Genomic DNA, 16,584 nt, shown 5'->3' with positions numbered 1-16,584 from the left:
GGAGGCCCAGATATGTCCCTAACCAACCCGAACTAACCCGAGGTAACCCGCAGGTGGTTCCGAGGTTCGGGTGGCGCAAAACCGCAGGACCAGTACCCTTGCCATATGAGATCGATCTGGAAGGGCTCGATCGCATTCGGGCTGGTGAATGTGCCGGTCAAGGTGTACACCGCGACCGAGGACCACGATATTCGGTTCCATCAGGTCCACGCCGCCGACGGCGGCCGGATCAAATACGACCGGGTCTGCCAGGTGTGTGGCAAATCCATCCAGTATTCCGATATCGACAAGGCCTACGTCTCCCCCGACGGCGACCAGGTGGTCCTCACCGACGCCGATTTCGCGAAGCTGCCCGCCGCCGAGAAGCACGAAATCCCGGTGCTGGAATTCGTGCCCTCCGAACAGATCGATCCGGTGCTGTTCGACAAGAGCTACTACCTCGAACCCGACTCGGCGACGCCGAAGGCCTATCAGCTGCTGGCCGCCACCCTCGAACGTATCGACAAGACCGCCCTCGTGCATTTCACGCTCCGGCAGAAGACCAGGCTGGCGGCGCTGCGCGTCCGTGATGGCGTGCTGGTATTACAGACGCTGCTGTGGCCCGACGAGGTGCGGGCCGTCGATTTCCCCGCGCTCGACGACGCGCCGGCGCCGCGTCCGCAGGAATTGAAGATGGCGGAAACGCTGGTCGAATCGATGTCGGGCGATTTCGAACCCAGCGAGTACACCGACGAATATCAGATCGAATTGCAGAAGCTGCTCGACGAGGCGATCGCCAGCGGATCCGGCAAGGTCGAATCGGCCGCCGTCGCCGAACCCGTCGAACAGGCCGATGCCGAGGTCGTCGACCTGGTCGCGGCGTTGCAGCGCAGCCTGGAAGCCAGCGGCAGGCGCGAGGCCGAGCCGGAATCCGCGCCGAAGAAGAAGCAGGCGGCGAAGAAGGCGCCTGCCAAGAAAGCCGCGCCGCGCAGGACCGCGGCCCGCAAGGGGGCATAGGACATACCGGCCATCAGAACGGTCCAGAGAACGCCTGCCCGGTGGCGCGGGACTCGCCGGTCACGGAAAACGCGGCGGGGCAACCGGCGATCCGCCCGTTGCCCCGCCGCCTACACCTCTGGGTCAGACGTTTCCTGTGCACGCCGAGAGGATGACGCTCGCCGCGCGCGGCGAGGCCGAACCCGGGTCAGGGAACGGCGGTGCGCTGAATCCGAGCACATCCACCGCGGCCCGCTCCGCGGCGTGCAGGGTGTGGTCCCAGGCCCAGCCGAACCGGTAGTCGGCGCCCTGCGCCACCGCGCCGCAGGCGTTGCGGAACTGGACGACGATCTGGCAGTCCCAGACGCCGCACTCGGCCAGCGCGGCCCGGCTCGCCGCTTCCCAGCTGCCGTAGTTCACCGCCGAGGCGACCACAGCCTCCTTCGACGACAGTGCCAGCGCGCCGTACAGATCACCGGCGGCGGCCTGGAAGCCACCATCGCGCGAGACGGCGGTGTAACCGGGCGCCTCGGCGATCGCGACGCCGCTCTCCGCCGCGCCGGCCGGGCCGGCCGTGGCGACGGTGAACGCGGCCACCGCGGAAACGGCGGCCACACCAAGGGCATACTTGCCCACAACAGACATCAGTGGATCTCCCCATCGAAACTCGGCTCCACGAGCGAAGCCGAACCAATCATGAACCGCCGCATCGACATCGGGAAATAGCTTTCCCGAATCACCGACGCTGCCGTTCATCGCGAATCCGCGGACACCGACTTGTTCCCGGTGCCAACGGATTTCACCTGTCGTGACGCGCGAATCCTCCCGGTCCGCCCGTCCGCCACACCATAACAACCCCCACCGACAACAACACCTCGCCGCCGGGAACCGCCCCCGCTATCCGCCCGCGGCCAGCACCGCGCGAGCCCGCATCAACGCGAACCCGAGCAGGTTCAACCCCGGCCACCGCTCGGGATCGCAGGCCCGCGGATCATCCACGGCGACCCCGATCCCCCAGATCCGATCCACCGGACTGGCTTCCACCAGCACCCGCCGTCCGGTACCGACCAGATACGCCCGCAGCGCCTCGTCCTGGCCGAACTTGGCGATACTGCCCGCGACGACGATCTCGAATCGGGCGCGCTCCCACACGGTGTCGTCGAAGGCGCTGATCTGCCTGCCGAGCTTCTTGGCCACGCTGGGATGGTCCGCCGCCAGTACTCGCGTGGCGGTCCGTTCGTCGTCGAACAACAACGCCTTGCGCCACATCATGTAGTGCTCGGCCGTCCGGAACGGGTGGCCGTCGACGACGAATTCGGCAGGCCACCATTGACTCAGGCAGCTCGCGTCGATGGTTCCGGCACGCCGCGGCGTATGTCCCCAGAACGGGAGATACTTCGGCGTCGCACCCCGCGCGATGGTCGCGCGCAACTCCTCGACCGTGTCCATGGTCAACCCCCTCTAGTTTTGGTGCAACACACCATATAACGGAGACGGGGTGGCCGCCAGTGGGTTTCAGGCGAGGCGGGCCTCGAGGGTGGGGCCGGTATGGAAACTGCGGGCGATCATGGCGGAGCGGAGTTGCCAGAGGCCCGAGCCCTGGGTGGGGTCCAGGCCGGTGAGCTGGGCGATGCGGCGCAGGCGGTAATCGACGGTGTTGGTGTGGATGTGCAGCAGGCGCGCGGTGCGGCGGCGGTTCATATTGTTGGCGATGTGCACACGCAGGGTCTCGTAGAGCTCGGGATGCTTGTCGAGCGGGGCGAGCAGTTCGCCGAGGCGGGCGCGACCAGGGCCGGGACGGGTGAGCTGATACTCCAGGGCGAGGTCGCCGAAGCGGTACAGACCGGGCGCGCAGTCGAGCCGTTCCACCATGTCGAGCAGTTCGTGGGCGCGTTCGGCAGCGGCGGGGATGTCCTCGGTGTTCGCGGGAACCAGCGCGGCCGTCACCTCGACCCTGGCCGCGTGCGACAGGGCCGCGATCAGGTCGTCGAGACCCGGCCCGTCGAGCAGTTCGACCGGGACGAGCAGCGTGCCACCGTCGACCGACAGCAGCGAGAGCACCTGTTCCCCACCGTGATGCGCCAGCGCCGCCTGCACCCGCCGCAGGGTGCGCCGAGCCGCGACAGCCGCGTTCATTCTCGGGTCGGCTTGCTCCCGGTTCCGCCGGATCGACAGCGCAAGCACCGAGTACGCGTCGGCCACGGCGATGCCGCACTCCCTGGCCATGGTCACCGTCGGCTGCCCGGCCAGCAGCGCCGAGGTGAGCGTGTGCACCGCCGAGTGATGTTCGCCGGCGATCTCCCGATGCTCGCTGACATAAGCCCTGGTCACCGTGGTGCACAACAGGTCGGACAGCTCCACCGCCCGGCGGAACGCCGCGACCATGGCCGCGCGGTCCCCTTGGACACCCTCGGCGAACACCGCGTCGAAACCGAGCCGGAAGCCCTCGTGGAACGCGTGCAGAATGGCGTCGATCGGGACACCCTCCCTGGCCCAGCCCGCCGCCGCGACCGAGAGCCGGTTCAGCCGCTCGGTCTCGTCGCGCCCGTCTAGCCGCCCGCCGACGATCTCCAGGCACAGCCGGGTCACCGCGGTGACATCGCCGGAGATGGCGTCGCCGGGTAGCGTGCGGCAGGTCGCGACGGTGTCGACGAAATGACCGACGAGGGTGCCGGTCAGGCCGCGCACATCGCGCAGCGGCTGCCACATCGACGCGGCACCGTTCGGCGGGCCGTCCACGGGGAGGGTGATCATCGTCGGCTCCTTCCACACCGCGGCGGCAGGGCCGTCGGTGGTTCTGCTTCCGCCGTCGCGGCCGATGTGATGGCCCGCACTGGCGGTCTTCGGTGATCATGACTCTAGGATGAGTAACCGCTCACCTTCTACTCCGCTTTCGACCGAGGTCACCACATGCCACCGCACGCCGACAAGCAGCGCAAACGCCCGAAACAGGATCGGGCGAAGGAGACGAGGGCGCGCATTCTCGCGGTCGCCGCTCAGCTTTTCGGCAGCCGCGGAATCAGCAACACCTCGACCAACCGGATCGCCGCCGAGGCGAACATGAGCATCGGCACCCTGTACCGGTACTTCTCCGACCGCGACGAAATCGTGAAGGAGCTGACCGACGGCCTGTTCCTGCAGGTGGAGGACCGATACAGCAGGCTGATCGGCATCGGTCCCGACAGGTCACCGCGCGACGCGGTCGCCGAAGTGCTCCACACGGCGGTCGAGATCCTCGTCACCAACGGCCCGCTGGTCCGCGCCCTCGTGGCCGACCTGCACTTCTACGGCAGCGGGATCCCCGAATTCGAGCCGCGCCTGCGCATGATCATCAAGCTCTACCTGATCCAGCTGCTCGGGCCGACCATCGACATCGATATCGACACCATGGCCCTCGTCGTCCTCAATGCCGGGTTCGCGACCGCACTGCGGTCGGTCGAGATGGAGAACGAGGGCATCGACCGGAACGCGCTCATCGAGCACACCGCCGACATGATCGGCGCATGGCTGGGTTCGGTCGCCGATCGGCGCAGGCCCGCCTAGATTCCACGCGCACACGAGGGGCCCGGATCCTGGTGCGGATCCGGGCCCCTCGGACGCCGTGGTCAGCGGGCGTTGGCCGTGCAGATGGTGGTGATCACGCGGGCGCCGCTGAGGCCGGCCGAACCGGTGGTCGCCAGCAGGGCACGCGGCTCCAGTTCACCCAGGCTGGCGTAGGCGAGGTTCGCCGCCTCGCCGCTGGTCGCGCCGGTACCGACGCCGATCGAGCCCTCTTCACCCTCGACGATGACGCCGCACCCGTTGGACCAGGCGGCCCAGATGTGGCAATCCGACGCGGTGCAACCGGCGAGGGCGGCGGAGTCGGCGGCCTCGGCGGTCGGCTCGTTCACGCTGTAGCTGTAGGCCCAGTCCAGGTCACTGAACGCGATGGCCGCGTGCAGGCTCTGCGCCTGCGCCGCGCCGGCGCCGAAGACCGAACCGGCCGCGAGGCCGAGCGCGGCCACGGCAAGGCCTGCCTTACCCATGAAACTCATTCGAAATATCTCCTCTGAAAATGCTCCGAGAACCGGAGCACCAAGATCATGGCCGAACATCCGGCACCGGCCAACCTCGAATGTGAAGAATCACAGTGCGGCAATCCCGGTAATACGAAAGGCCCGGATCCCTGCCGGAATCCGGGCCCCGAGTTCGGCGTGGCTCAGACCGCGTTGGCGGTGCAGGTCACGTCGATCAGGTCGGTGCCGCTGAACTGCGAGGAACCGACATTGGCCAGCTGCGCGGTCGGGGTGATCTCCGACAGCGTGGTGTAGGCCTCCCGCTCGGCGTCGGCGCGGGTGGGGCCGACAGCGACCGCGAAACCCTGGTCGCTCTCGACCAGTGCCCCGCATCCGTTGCCCCACCAGGTCACGATGCGGCAGTCGTCGGCACCGCAGTTGGCGATGGCCTCCGCCTCGGCGTCCTCGCGGCTCGGCGCGTTCACCCCGACGCCGAAGACCCATTCCTGGTTGCTCACCGCGTAGGCCGCGTACAGGTTGTCGGCCTTCGCCGCGCCCGCCCCGAAGACCGATCCGGCCGCAAGGCCGAGCATCGCGACGGCGAGACCGGCCTTACCCATGAAACTCATACGTGCAATCTCCTCTGGAAAAATGCCCCGAAACCGGAGCACCGAGATCATCGCCGATTATCGGCCGCAGGCCAACCCGATTGTCACGCGAGCACCGGCCGGTCGGGCCGGTCCGGTCGCCGGATATCGCAGTCCGAAATCCTCGCTGTGAAAACGAAAAACCCGGATCCTTACCGGATCCGGGCTTTCGCGAGGCGTGATCAGACGGTGAAGCCGAGAGCGCGCAACTGTTCGCGCCCGTCGTCGGTGATCTTGTCCGGGCCCCACGGGGGCATCCAGACCCAATTGATCTTCAGATCCTCCACCAGTCCGCTACGCACCAGCGCGTTGCGGGACTGGTCCTCGATGACATCGGTCAGCGGGCAGGCCGCCGAGGTCAGCGTCATGTCGAGGGTCGCGACATTGTCGTCGTCGACGGACATGCCGTAGACGAGGCCGAGGTCGACGACATTGATCCCGAGTTCGGGGTCGACCACATCGCGCATGGCCTCCTCCAGATCCTCCAGGTGCTGGATCTGTTCGGCGGTCAGCTCCACCTCGGCGGGTGCGGCACCGGTGGTCTCGGCGGGTGTCTCACTCATCACGCTTCCCCATTTCCCATGGCAGGCTTGGCATCCTCGGCCGAGGCGATCTGCACGACGGCGTCCTTGAACGCCATCCACCCCAGCAGTGCGCACTTCACGCGCGCCGGGTACTTGGCGACGCCCGCGAGTGCGATGCCGTCGCCGATCATGTCCTCGTCGCCCTCGACGGTGCCGCGACTGGAGATCATCTCGCTGTAGGAGTCGACGACCTTCAGTGCCTGCTGCACCGGCAGCCCGATCACCTGATCGGTGAGGATCGAGGTGGCGGCCTGGCTGATCGAGCAGCCCTGACCGTCGTAGGAGACGTCGGCGACCTCACCGGCGTCGTCGATGTGCACGCGCAGGGTCACCTCGTCACCGCAGGTGGGGTTCACGTGGTGAACTTCGGCGCCGAACGGCTCCCGCAGCCCGCGGTGGTGCGGGTGCTTGTAGTGGTCCAGGATCACTTCCTGGTACATCTGCTCCATGCGCATGATCTATGCAACTCCGAAGAAGCTCTGAGCCTTCCGCACGGCCTGCACCAGCGCGTCGACCTCGTCGAGGGTGTTGTACACGGCGAACGACGCCCGTGCGGTCGCCGCGACACCGAACCGGCGGTGCAACGGCCAGGCGCAGTGGTGCCCGACCCGGATGGCGACCCCCTGGTCGTCGAGGATCTGGCCCACGTCGTGGGCGTGGATCCCGTCGACCACGAACGCCACCGCGCCACCGCGGTCCACGTTCTCGGTGGGGCCGATGATCCGCACGCCCTCGATCCCGCGCAGACCATCGAGTGCGGCGCCGGTGAGCGCGTGCTCGTGCGCGGCGACCGCGTCCATGCCGAGGTCTTCCAGATAGCGCACCGCGGCGGCCAGTCCGACGACCTGCGAGGTCATCGGCGTGCCCGCCTCGAAGCGCTGCGGCGGCGGCGCGTAGGTGGTCTGCTCCATGGTGACGGTCTCGATCATCGACCCACCGGTGATGAACGGCGGGGTCTCCTCGAGCAGAACCCGACGGCCCCACAGTCCGCCCACACCCATCGGGCCGAGCATCTTGTGCCCGGAGAACGCGGCGAAGTCGACGCCGAGCTCCCGGAAGTTCACCGCCATGTGCGGCACCGACTGGCAGGCGTCGAGCACGACGAGCGCGCCGACGTCCTTTGCCCGGCGGACCAATTCGGCCACCGGGGCCACCGCGCCGGTCACGTTCGACTGGTGGGTGAAAGCGAGAACCCTTGTCGCGGACGACAGTTCGAGCGAATCCAGATCGATGCGGCCGTCGTCGGTGCTGCCGTACCACTTCAGGGTGGCACCGGTGCGGCGCGCGAGTTCCTGCCACGGCACGAGGTTCGCGTGATGCTCGAGTTCGGTGATCACGATCTCGTCGCCGGGGCCGACGTGATGCGGGAACCGGTCGTCACCGAAGGCGTTGGCCACCAGATTCAGCGATTCGGTCGCGTTCTTGGTGAACACGATCTCCCCGGCATCGGCACCGACGAAGCGCGCGATGGCGACACGCGCGTCCTCGTAGGAGTCGGTCGCCTCCTCCGCCAGCTGGTGGGCGCCGCGGTGCACCGCCGAGTTGCGGGTGAGCAGGAAGTCACGCTCGGCGTCCAGCACCTGCAAGGGACGCTGCGCGGTCGCACCGGAATCCAGGTACACCAACGGTTTCCCGTCCCGGACCGTGCGGTTCAGGATCGGGAAGTCGGCCCGGATCCGGGCGACGTCGAGGGCGGGCCCCGAGACGGACACAGCGGTCATGGTTGTCAGGCTCCAGCGGTCGCGGAGGTGAAGCGCACGTAGCCGTTCGCGTCGAGTTCCTCGGCGAGCTCGGAGCCGCCCTCGGCGACGATCTTGCCGCCCACGAACACGTGCACGAAGTCGGGCTGGATGTAGCGCAGGATGCGGGTGTAGTGCGTGATCAGCAGCACGCCGCCGTTCTCGCGCTCCTTGTACTTGTTGACGCCCTCGGAGACGATGCGCAGCGCGTCGACGTCCAGACCCGAGTCGGTCTCGTCCAGGATCGCGATCTTCGGCTTGAGCAGACCGAGCTGCAGCACCTCGTGGCGCTTCTTCTCGCCACCGGAGAAGCCCTCGTTCACCGAGCGGTCGGCGAAGGCGGCGTCGATGTCGAGCTCGGCCATCGATTCCTTCACCTCCTTGACCCAGGTGCGCAGCTTCGGCGCCTCACCGCGCACGGCGGTGGCGGCGGTGCGCAGGAAGTTCGACATCGAGACACCGGGGACCTCGACCGGGTACTGCATGGCCAGGAACAGGCCGGCGCGGGCGCGCTCGTCGACCGACATCTCCAGCACGTCCTCACCGTCGAGGGTGATGGTGCCCTGGGTGACGGTGTACTTGGGGTGACCGGCGATCACGTAGGACAGCGTGGACTTGCCCGAGCCGTTGGGGCCCATGATGGCGTGGGTCTCGCCGGAGCGCACGGTCAGGTTCACGCCGTTGAGGATCTTCTTGGACTCACCCTCGGGGGTGGTGATCTCGGCGTGCAGGTCCTTGATTTCCAAGGTGGTCATCGAATTCGGATTCCTTCGTGGGGAGTGTGAGGGGTGTCAGATACCGACAGTGGCGAGCTCGGCCTCGATGGCCGCCTCGAGCCGCTCCCGGACCTCGGGAACCGTGATCTTCTGGATGATCTCGTGGAAGAAGCCGCGCACCACCAGGCGGCGGGCGACGTCCTCCGGGATACCGCGAGCACGCAGGTAGAACAGCTGCTCGTCGTCGAATCGGCCGGTGGCACTGGCGTGTCCGGCACCGGCGATCTCGCCGGTCTCGATCTCCAGGTTCGGCACCGAGTCGGCGCGCGCGCCGTCGGTGAGCACCAGGTTGCGGTTGGCCTCGTAGGTGTCGGTGCCCTCGGCGGCCGCGCGGATCAGCACATCGCCGACCCACACGGTGCGGGCATCACCCTTGGGCGAGGCCGGATCACCCTGCAGCGCACCCTTGTACAGCACGTTGGACTTGCAGTTGGGCTCGGCGTGATCGACCAGCAGGCGCTGCTCGAAGTGCTCGCCCGCGTCGGCGAAATACAGGCCGAACAGCTCGGCCTCGCCGCCGGGACCCGCGTAGCGCACGGTGCCGGTGAGCCGGACCAGATCGCCGCCGAGGGTGGCGGCGAAGTGGCGCACGGTGGCGTCACGGCCCAGCTTCAGGTGGTGCGCGGTGGCGTGCACGGCGTCTTCGTGCCATTCCTGGACCGCGACGACGGTCAGCTTGGCGCTGTCCCCGAGCACGAATTCGACATTCTCGGCGTAGGTTCCGCTGCCGCGCTGGTCGATGACCACGGTGGCGGCAGCGAAGTTGCCCAGCCGGATCTGCAGGTGGCCGTAAGCGGTCTTGCCCTCGCCGGGGCCGGTGACGGTGATCGTCACCGGCTCGGCGACCTCGGTCTCCGCGCCGACCGACACCACGGTGGCCGACTCGAAACCCGAGTAGGCCTGGGCGGCGACCCGATCGGCGGGCGTGCCCGCCTGACCGAGACGCGCGTCGGAGCGGTCGACGGTCTCGACGGTGACACCCTCGACCGAGGTGACCTCCACAGTCGGCACGCCGTCACGGACGGCGGTGCCGTCGTGCAGTCCACGCAGACGGCGCAGCGGGGTGAACCGCCACTCCTCGTCGCGCCCCGACGGGACCTCGAAGGCGTTCACATCGAACGAGGTGAACACCTCGCCCTTGTTGATCGCCGGAATGCGAGCCTCGGCGGCCTCGGCAACGTTGTCCACGGCCATCAGCCGACGGCTCCTTCCATCTGCAGTTCGATCAGGCGGTTCAGCTCGAGGGCGTACTCCATCGGCAGTTCCTTGGCGATGGGCTCGACGAAGCCGCGCACCACCATCGCCATCGCCTCGTCCTCGGTGAGACCGCGGCTCATCAGGTAGAACAGCTGGTCCTCGGAGACCTTGGAGACCGTCGCCTCGTGGCCCATGGTCACGTCGTCCTCGCGGATGTCGACGTAGGGGTAGGTGTCGGAGCGGCTGATCGTGTCGACCAGCAGCGCGTCACACTTCACCGTCGACTTGGAGCCGTGGGCACCCTTGTTCACCTGGACCAGACCGCGGTACGACGCGCGACCGCCGCCGCGCGCCACCGACTTCGACACGATGGTCGAGGAGGTGTGCGGGGCCAGGTGCAGCATCTTGGCACCGGTGTCCTGGTGCTGGCCGACGCCGGCGAACGCGACCGAGAGCACCTCGCCGTGCGCGTGCTCGCCGGTCATCCAGACCGCCGGGTACTTCATGGTGACCTTGGAGCCGATGTTGCCGTCGACCCACTCCATGGTGGCGCCCGCTTCGGCCTTGGCCCGCTTGGTGACCAGGTTGTAGACGTTGTTGGACCAGTTCTGGATGGTCGTGTAGCGGCAGCGGCCGCCCTTCTTCACGATGATCTCCACGACCGCGGAGTGCAGCGAGTCGGACTTGTAGATCGGCGCGGTGCAGCCCTCGACGTAGTGCACGTAGGCACCCTCGTCGACGATGATCAGGGTGCGCTCGAACTGGCCCATGTTCTCGGTGTTGATCCGGAAGTAGGCCTGCAGCGGGATGTCGACGTGCACGCCCGGCGGCACGTAGATGAACGAGCCACCCGACCACACGGCGGTGTTGAGCGCGGAGAACTTGTTGTCGCCGGCGGGGATCACCGAGCCGAAGTACTCCTGGAAGATCTCCGGGTGCTCCTTGAGCGCGGTGTCGGTGTCGAGGAAGATGACGCCTTGGGACTCCAGATCCTCACGGATGGAGTGGTAGACGACCTCGGACTCGTACTGCGCGGCGACACCGGAGACCAGGCGCTGCTTCTCCGCCTCCGGGATGCCCAGCTTGTCGTAGGTGTTCTTGATGTCCTCGGGCAGGTCTTCCCAGCTCTCGGCCTGCTTCTCCGACGAGCGCACGAAGTACTTGATGTTGTCGAAGTCGATGCCGTCGAGGTTGGAGCCCCAGCCAGGCATGGGCTTGCGGTCGAAGATGCGCAGCGCCTTGAGGCGGATGTCGAGCATCCACTCGGGCTCGTTCTTCTTGGCCGAGATGTCGCGAACGACAGCTTCCGACAGGCCGCGTTGGGCGCTGGCGCCGGCCTCGTCCGAGTCGGCCCAGCCGTAACCGTAGTTGCCCAGCGAGGCGATGGTCTCGTCCTGGGTCAGCGGTTGCACCTGGTCGGTGGTCGTCGTCATTCGGCACTCCTTCCGGAGTCGTTCGTTCGTCCCGCCGCGGGCTGTGCGGCGGATGGGGTTGACGCGTTCGTGGGGCGCGCGATCAGCGGTACATGGGTGGTGCAGGCGCAATCGCCGTTGGCGATGGTCGCAAGTCGCTGCACGTGGGTGCCGAGCAGGTCCCGGAAAGCGTCCAGTTCGGCATCGCACAACTGCGGGAATTCCTCGGCCACGTGGGCCACCGGGCAGTGGTGCTGGCAGATCTGCACACCGGCGCCGACCTGGCGGGTGGTGGCGGCGAAGCCGGCGTCGGCGAAGGCTTCCGCGATCTCCTCGACCTTGGCCTCGATCTCGGGCGCGGTGTGCCCGGCGACGGGCTCGATGCCGTCGACGATGGTGCGGACCCGCTTTCGCGCGAACTCCGCGATCGCGGCGTCGCCGCCGATCTCGCCGAGCTGACGGATCGCCGCCCCGGCCAGATCGTCGTAGGCGTGCCCGAGTGTGCCGCGTCCGGCCGCGGTCAGCTGATACTGCTTGGCCGGGCGGCCCCGGCCCTTCTGCTGCCACGGCGCCGACCGGCTCGCCCGCGCCTGACCGGAGTCGATGAGCGCGTCGAGATGCCTGCGCACCCCGGCGGGCGCGAGCCCGAGTGCCGCGCTGATCGCGGTGGCGGTGATCGGACCCTCTTCGAGCAGCAACTGGACGATCGCCGCCCTGGTCTGGCCCTCGTGCCCGGTCACCGCAGGACCAGCGGACGGCCGGGCGCCGGTCGTCTTACGACCGGTCCCGTCCACGTCTGTCCGCAAACCCACGGTTTTCACAACACAAGTGTGGCGGAATTCGTTCCCTAAATCTAATAAGGGTCCCCTGACAAAGGGTGGCCTGACCTGCGAGGAAGATCGTCGCGAAAGCCACCGCCCGGACAAAACCCCAGGTGCGGGCCACACAGTCCAACGGTCCACCCCGACTGGGGGTGACCCATCGCACACCCCTCGCCGCCGATGCCGGTGCCGGTGCCGGGGATACGACGTATGGCAAAATCTCGGTCAGCCGACCGAAAAGGAGGGGCGCGGCGATGGTCTATGTCGACGCCGAGGTTCGCCGAGGACAATTGGTGTCCGCCGCCCGGGCCGTCCTCGCGCGCAACGGCGTGGCCAAGACAACCCTGCGGGCGGTGGCCGCGGAGGCCGGGGTACCACTCGGGACGATGCAGTACGTCTTTCCCGCCAAGGAGCAGCTGCTGCGCGCGGTCATCGAGGACGTCGTCGGCGAGATCGCCCGGGTGCTCGAGGAATCCGCCGACCTGCACCGCGGCTTGGCGCACGCGATCCGCCAGGGACTCATGTCCTTCTGGTCCCAGCTCGTCGCCGGTCATGCCGGCGAACAGCTCATGCAGTACGAGCTCACCACCTACGCGCTGCGCACCGCGGGCCAGGAGAGCCTGGCCCGCTGGCAGTACGAGCGGTACACCGGCATCGTCGCGGACTGGTGCAGGCACGCCGCCGACAGCGCCGGGGAGACCTCCGCCGTGCCCTTCGATCGCCTGGGGCGCGTCATCGTCGCCTGCGTGGACGGGCTCATCCTCCAGCACGCCAGCGACCCCGACACCGCTCGGTCGAACGGCGACCTGGGCACGATGATCGACATGGTCATCGGCATCACCGGCGTCGGACCCGAACAGGCCTCCTGATCCCCCTTGCCCAGCACCGCGACCACACGGTACTTTGATCTCAGTCATACGACCGACTTGAACCGAGGTTCGAACGATGCCCGATATCGACGTGATCGTGGTGGGAGCCGGTCTGGCCGGCCTGAGCGCGGCCCGCGCCCTGATCGCCGCGGGCAGATCCGTGGTGGTGCTCGAGGCCAGAGACCGGGTGGGTGGCCGCACCGAGGGCGGGACCCTCGAAGGCCACCCGATCGAGCTCGGCGGCACCTGGATCGGCGAAGGTCACACCGAGATGTACCGGCTGGTCGCCGAACTCGGCCTCGAAACCTTCCCGACCTGGAACCACGGCGGCAAGCTCCTGCTCGAGCTCGGCGGCAGGCAGACGCTGCTCGATTCACACCGGGGCGCGACGCCGAAGCTCAATCCGATCGCCCTTGCCGATCTCGTCCAGGGACTGGCCCGCTACGGCAGGCTCGCGCGCGGCGTCGACATCGAGCGTCCGTGGACTCATCCCGACGCCGCGCGACTGGACGGGCAGACCTTCGAGTCGTGGATCCGCCGCACCCTGAAGACCCCGACCGGCCGTTCGTACTTCCGCGTGCTCGCCGAGGCCATCTACTCGGCGGATTCCGCGGATCTCTCGCTGCTGCACACGCTCTTCTACACGAGCAGCAACGGCGATCTGGAGACCTTGGCGTCCACCGACCGTGGTGCCCAGCAGGACCGCGTCGTCGGCGGTTCGGCGCTCGTCTCGCAGCTCCTCGCCGAAGGTGTGGACGTGCGCTTCGCTTCGCCCGTCGCCCGCATCGCCCAGACCGGCGACGACGTCACGGTCGGCACGCGCGGCGGCGAATCCCACACGGCCCGGCGCGTGCTCGTCACGCTGCCACCGACGCTCGCCGGGCGCCTCGACTACCACCCCATTCTGCCCGCGGGCCGGGACCAGCTCACCCAGCGAGTGCCGGCCGGGACGGTCGTCAAATGCTTCGCCGCCTACCCGACGCCGTTCTGGCGCGAGCGCGGTCTCAACGGTCAGGCCATCGGGGACCACGGCCCGGTCAAGATCACCTTCGACGTGTCGCCGCCGGGCGCGGAAGCCGGCATCCTGATCGGCTTCGTCGAAGCGGGCGAGGCCCGCCGCTGGCAACGTCTCCCCGACGACCAGCGGCGCGCCGCCGTCATCGACTGCTTCGTGCGCTACTTCGGGAGCGACGCGGCCAGCCCCCTCTCCTACGTCGAAAAAGACTGGAGTGCCGAGGAATTCACCCGCGGCTGCTATGGCGCGGGCTTCGGTCCCGGCGTGTGGACGAACTACGGACCGATCCTGCGCGAACCGGTGGGACGGATTCACTGGGCAGGCGCGGAGTACGCCACCGAGTGGAGCGGATACATGGAGGGCGCGGTGCGGTCGGGTCGGCGGACCGCGGCGGAGATCCTCGCCGAGCCGGCCTGACCGAGCCGCGCCGCCGGCTCCCTCGGACATGGCGTGCCCTCGCCCATCGACCGGGTGTGCCGATCGAGCCGACGCTGGTCCCGCGGCGGCGGTTCGTGACACCATGTCCGGGAATCCGATTCATGTGGGGGGACCATCGTGCAACGACTGTTGCTCGCCGTCGCGGTACTCGTCGCCGTCGTCGCCTGCGGGCCCGCGGAGTCTCCGGCGCCGTACTGGACCGTGGAGGCCACGACGGACGCAGAGGCCTTCGAGATGTTGCGGCGGGCAGCCGCGGTCGAGCCGTGCGCCCTGCTGCCACGGACCGAACTCGCCGAGCTGGGTGAGCCAGGACCGGACCAGGTACGGCGGCCCGATGCCTGCGAAGTGGCGGTGGCCGGCCGGCACGGCCGATCGACCGTCACTGTGATCGTCGTGGCCGGTACGTTCGACGGCGCGTGGGGTGTCGTCCCCGACGACGCCACCACCACGATCGTCGACGGTGCCGCGATCACCACCGTCGAGGATCGTGACATGCGCCGTGAGCGCTCGATCCCCGATGGCGACCGGACCTGCCGGGTCGACGTGAAGTATCCGGCGGCCGCCGGATACACCGTGAGCGTGGCCATGCCCGCGGGCAGCGATCCCTGTCCGCGAGCCGAACGTCTGGCGCTGGCCGCCATGGCTCGATGGCTCGAGCAGCCTCCGCATGGCACCACACCGGGCCTGCCACGCAGCATCCTGGCCGGTATCGATCCCTGTGCCGTCCCTGCCGCGCTGGGTGCGACCATCCGTGCCGACGAGCAACAACTCGGCGCCTGCTCGTTCCGGCTCGACGGGACACACACCGCGATCCTTTTCGACCATTTCCCCGAGGCGAGCTTCGCCGATGGACCGCACGACGAGCGTGGCCGCTATGTCCTTCCGGACGGCCCCGCGCTGATGAAGGCGCAGCTCGGCCCTGCGTTCACCACCGACGAGGAGAACCGCCCGATCGTGCCTGCGGCCGTGGTCAGCGGCGACACCCCCGTCGCGCACCGGGTGATGAACGCGGTCATCGATCACTTCCGCTGATCCGCCGTCGCGCCCGTCCCTGGGGTCGGGCGTTCTGGCACGATGAAAGAGTGTCTAACCCATTGACGGCCACGTGTGTCCGCCATCCTGATCGCCCTACCGGACTCGCGTGTACGCGGTGCGGCAGGCCCGCGTGTCCCGAGTGCCTGCGGTCGGCGTCGGTCGGGCAGCACTGCGTCGACTGTGTCCGGCAGGGGCAGCGGGAGGTACGGCCGGTGCGCACGGTCGGGGGCGCGCGGGCCGTGGATATGGCGGCACCGTATGTGACCTATGGCTTGATCGCGGTGAACGTGCTGGTCTATGTGATCACGGCGGCGCAGGCGGGCAGCCCGATGGACAACTATCGCGGCTCGGCGCTGTTCCGGGAGTTCGTCCTCGTGCCGCTGCTCGTGGCCGACGGCGAGTGGTGGCGGCTGCTCGGATCGGGGTTCCTGCACTACGGCGCGATCCACCTGCTGGTCAACATGTTCGCGCTGTACATCGTCGGCCGTGACCTCGAGCGGGTGCTCGGCCGGGTGCGGTTCGCCGGGGTCTATCTGGTGTCCCTGCTCGGCGGTTCCGCCGCGGTGATGGCACTGTCGGACTCGATCACCATGACCGCGGGTGCCTCCGGCGCCGTGTACGGCCTGTTCGGCGCGGTCACCGTGACCTTGATCCGGCTGCGGCAGAGCCCGACGCCGATGCTGGTCGTGATCGGCGTCAACGTGCTGATCAGCTTCTCGCTGCCCGGTATCTCGCTGTGGGGCCACCTCGGTGGGCTGACCGCGGGCACCCTCGCCGCGCTCGGCATCCTGTTCGCCCCCGGCTGGCTGTCGGCCCGGTCCCCGGAGGCGGCGGCGCGCATCGGCTGGGCAGCGCTGGCCGCGATCGCGGTCGCGTGCCTTGCCGTCACCTTCGCGGCGACCATGCTGGTCCGCGACGACATTCCGCGGTTCCCGGTCCGGGTGGCCGCCCCGTCGGCGAGCACCGGCGAGATGAACCATCAGCACATTGCGCTCTCGCGCACGATGGAGCCGCACGTCGGCATGAGCGAGCCTCGCTAGCGGGCGGCGCGGCCAACGGGCACGGATCACACTAGGCTCGC

The 16,584-nt window shown here is 68.4% G+C and carries 17 protein-coding genes and 1 pseudogene; 6 read left to right on the top strand and 12 right to left on the bottom strand.

Annotation, left to right across the window (positions count from 1 at the left end; all coding sequences use genetic code 11):
* Positions 1–105 precede the first annotated feature (105 nt).
* Positions 106–996 (top strand): non-homologous end joining protein Ku, encoded by an 891-nt coding sequence (gene ku / locus ACFOW8_RS18835; RefSeq protein WP_378552009.1) that lies wholly within the window; start codon positions 106–108, stop codon positions 994–996.
* A gap of 123 nt (positions 997–1,119) precedes the next feature.
* Here ku and ACFOW8_RS18830 read toward each other — a convergent pair whose 3' ends face one another.
* The 3 genes from ACFOW8_RS18830 to ACFOW8_RS18820 all read right to left on the bottom strand — a co-directional run bounded on the left by ACFOW8_RS18830 (position 1,120) and on the right by ACFOW8_RS18820 (position 3,729).
* On the bottom strand, positions 1,120–1,620 hold the full coding sequence (locus ACFOW8_RS18830; RefSeq protein ID WP_378552008.1) for a DUF4189 domain-containing protein: 501 nt from the start codon (positions 1,618–1,620) through the stop codon (positions 1,120–1,122).
* A 252-nt stretch (positions 1,621–1,872) separates the two neighbouring features.
* On the bottom strand, positions 1,873–2,424 hold the full coding sequence (locus tag ACFOW8_RS18825) for an NADAR family protein (RefSeq protein ID WP_378552007.1): 552 nt from the start codon (positions 2,422–2,424) through the stop codon (positions 1,873–1,875).
* 66 nt (positions 2,425–2,490) lie between these two features.
* A complete protein-coding gene (locus ACFOW8_RS18820; RefSeq protein WP_378552006.1) occupies positions 2,491–3,729 on the bottom strand; it encodes a PucR family transcriptional regulator in 1,239 nt (412 codons plus the stop codon).
* 156 nt (positions 3,730–3,885) lie between these two features.
* Between ACFOW8_RS18820 and ACFOW8_RS18815 the strand changes: the two genes are divergently transcribed.
* The gene (locus ACFOW8_RS18815) at positions 3,886–4,518 is read left to right on the top strand and encodes a TetR/AcrR family transcriptional regulator (RefSeq protein ID WP_378552005.1); all 633 of its coding nucleotides are present in this window, start codon (positions 3,886–3,888) and stop codon (positions 4,516–4,518) included.
* A gap of 62 nt (positions 4,519–4,580) precedes the next feature.
* Here ACFOW8_RS18815 and ACFOW8_RS18810 read toward each other — a convergent pair whose 3' ends face one another.
* The 9 genes from ACFOW8_RS18810 to ACFOW8_RS18770 form a co-directional block, all read right to left on the bottom strand.
* On the bottom strand, positions 4,581–5,009 hold the full coding sequence (locus ACFOW8_RS18810; RefSeq protein WP_378552004.1) for a DUF4189 domain-containing protein: 429 nt from the start codon (positions 5,007–5,009) through the stop codon (positions 4,581–4,583).
* A 164-nt stretch (positions 5,010–5,173) separates the two neighbouring features.
* The gene (locus tag ACFOW8_RS18805; RefSeq protein WP_378552003.1) at positions 5,174–5,599 is read right to left on the bottom strand and encodes a DUF4189 domain-containing protein; all 426 of its coding nucleotides are present in this window, start codon (positions 5,597–5,599) and stop codon (positions 5,174–5,176) included.
* A gap of 200 nt (positions 5,600–5,799) precedes the next feature.
* Positions 5,800–6,180 carry a metal-sulfur cluster assembly factor gene (locus ACFOW8_RS18800; RefSeq protein WP_378552002.1) on the bottom strand — a complete coding sequence of 127 codons (381 nt, stop codon included), beginning with the start codon at positions 6,178–6,180 and terminating at the stop codon, positions 5,800–5,802.
* Positions 6,180–6,656, bottom strand: coding sequence for a Fe-S cluster assembly sulfur transfer protein SufU (gene sufU / locus ACFOW8_RS18795; RefSeq protein WP_378551999.1), 477 nt, complete (start codon positions 6,654–6,656; stop codon positions 6,180–6,182). The genes ACFOW8_RS18800 and sufU overlap by 1 nt, the downstream gene beginning before the upstream one ends.
* A gap of 3 nt (positions 6,657–6,659) precedes the next feature.
* Positions 6,660–7,922, bottom strand: coding sequence for a cysteine desulfurase (locus tag ACFOW8_RS18790; protein WP_378551998.1), 1,263 nt, complete (start codon positions 7,920–7,922; stop codon positions 6,660–6,662).
* 5 nt (positions 7,923–7,927) lie between these two features.
* A complete protein-coding gene (gene sufC / locus ACFOW8_RS18785; RefSeq protein WP_378551996.1) occupies positions 7,928–8,695 on the bottom strand; it encodes a Fe-S cluster assembly ATPase SufC in 768 nt (255 codons plus the stop codon).
* A 36-nt stretch (positions 8,696–8,731) separates the two neighbouring features.
* Positions 8,732–9,910, bottom strand: coding sequence for a Fe-S cluster assembly protein SufD (gene sufD, locus ACFOW8_RS18780; RefSeq protein ID WP_378551994.1), 1,179 nt, complete (start codon positions 9,908–9,910; stop codon positions 8,732–8,734).
* Positions 9,910–11,346, bottom strand: coding sequence for a Fe-S cluster assembly protein SufB (gene sufB / locus ACFOW8_RS18775; protein WP_378551991.1), 1,437 nt, complete (start codon positions 11,344–11,346; stop codon positions 9,910–9,912). Before sufB ends, sufD begins: the two co-directional genes overlap by 1 nt.
* Complete coding sequence (locus tag ACFOW8_RS18770; protein ID WP_378552110.1) at positions 11,343–12,137, bottom strand: helix-turn-helix transcriptional regulator; 795 nt, start codon at positions 12,135–12,137, stop codon at positions 11,343–11,345. Before ACFOW8_RS18770 ends, sufB begins: the two co-directional genes overlap by 4 nt.
* A 263-nt stretch (positions 12,138–12,400) precedes the next feature.
* Here ACFOW8_RS18770 and ACFOW8_RS18765 point away from each other — a divergent pair, with 263 nt between their 5' ends.
* From ACFOW8_RS18765 to ACFOW8_RS18750, 4 genes and pseudogenes are all read left to right on the top strand, one after another.
* A complete protein-coding gene (locus tag ACFOW8_RS18765) occupies positions 12,401–13,015 on the top strand; it encodes a TetR/AcrR family transcriptional regulator (protein ID WP_378551990.1) in 615 nt (204 codons plus the stop codon).
* A 76-nt stretch (positions 13,016–13,091) separates the two neighbouring features.
* On the top strand, positions 13,092–14,447 hold the full coding sequence (locus ACFOW8_RS18760) for a flavin monoamine oxidase family protein (RefSeq protein WP_378551988.1): 1,356 nt from the start codon (positions 13,092–13,094) through the stop codon (positions 14,445–14,447).
* A 138-nt stretch (positions 14,448–14,585) separates the two neighbouring features.
* Complete coding sequence (locus ACFOW8_RS18755) at positions 14,586–15,500, top strand: hypothetical protein (RefSeq protein WP_378551986.1); 915 nt, start codon at positions 14,586–14,588, stop codon at positions 15,498–15,500.
* A gap of 50 nt (positions 15,501–15,550) precedes the next feature.
* Positions 15,551–16,417, top strand: a pseudogene (locus ACFOW8_RS18750) (rhomboid family intramembrane serine protease); the annotation flags it as partial.
* Positions 16,418–16,584 lie beyond the last annotated feature (167 nt).

The organism is Nocardia rhizosphaerae (assembly GCF_042650365.1).
Taxonomy (GTDB): domain Bacteria; phylum Actinomycetota; class Actinomycetes; order Mycobacteriales; family Mycobacteriaceae; genus Nocardia; species Nocardia rhizosphaerae.
The sequence above is the reverse complement of the archived record's forward strand: the minus strand, read 5'-3'. Positions and strand labels throughout refer to the sequence as shown.

What these genes read in the sequence shown, in the direction of transcription:
- ACFOW8_RS18815 (WP_378552005.1), top strand. Translation starts at nt 3,886, where the DNA reads ATGCCACCGCACGCCGACAAGCAGCGCAAACGCCCGAAACAGGATCGG.
- ACFOW8_RS18765 (WP_378551990.1), top strand. Translation starts at nt 12,401, where the DNA reads ATGGTCTATGTCGACGCCGAGGTTCGCCGAGGACAATTGGTGTCCGCC.
- ku (WP_378552009.1), top strand. Translation starts at nt 106, where the DNA reads ATGAGATCGATCTGGAAGGGCTCGATCGCATTCGGGCTGGTGAATGTG.
- ACFOW8_RS18830 (WP_378552008.1), bottom strand. Translation starts at nt 1,620, where the DNA reads ATGTCTGTTGTGGGCAAGTATGCCCTTGGTGTGGCCGCCGTTTCCGCG.
- ACFOW8_RS18810 (WP_378552004.1), bottom strand. Translation starts at nt 5,009, where the DNA reads ATGAGTTTCATGGGTAAGGCAGGCCTTGCCGTGGCCGCGCTCGGCCTC.
- ACFOW8_RS18805 (WP_378552003.1), bottom strand. Translation starts at nt 5,599, where the DNA reads ATGAGTTTCATGGGTAAGGCCGGTCTCGCCGTCGCGATGCTCGGCCTT.
- ACFOW8_RS18790 (WP_378551998.1), bottom strand. Translation starts at nt 7,922, where the DNA reads ATGACCGCTGTGTCCGTCTCGGGGCCCGCCCTCGACGTCGCCCGGATC.
- sufC (WP_378551996.1), bottom strand. Translation starts at nt 8,695, where the DNA reads ATGACCACCTTGGAAATCAAGGACCTGCACGCCGAGATCACCACCCCC.
- sufU (WP_378551999.1), bottom strand. Translation starts at nt 6,656, where the DNA reads ATGCGCATGGAGCAGATGTACCAGGAAGTGATCCTGGACCACTACAAG.
- ACFOW8_RS18800 (WP_378552002.1), bottom strand. Translation starts at nt 6,180, where the DNA reads ATGAGTGAGACACCCGCCGAGACCACCGGTGCCGCACCCGCCGAGGTG.
- ACFOW8_RS18760 (WP_378551988.1), top strand. Translation starts at nt 13,092, where the DNA reads ATGCCCGATATCGACGTGATCGTGGTGGGAGCCGGTCTGGCCGGCCTG.
- ACFOW8_RS18820 (WP_378552006.1), bottom strand. Translation starts at nt 3,729, where the DNA reads ATGATCACCCTCCCCGTGGACGGCCCGCCGAACGGTGCCGCGTCGATG.
- sufB (WP_378551991.1), bottom strand. Translation starts at nt 11,346, where the DNA reads ATGACGACGACCACCGACCAGGTGCAACCGCTGACCCAGGACGAGACC.
- ACFOW8_RS18825 (WP_378552007.1), bottom strand. Translation starts at nt 2,424, where the DNA reads ATGGACACGGTCGAGGAGTTGCGCGCGACCATCGCGCGGGGTGCGACG.
- sufD (WP_378551994.1), bottom strand. Translation starts at nt 9,910, where the DNA reads ATGGCCGTGGACAACGTTGCCGAGGCCGCCGAGGCTCGCATTCCGGCG.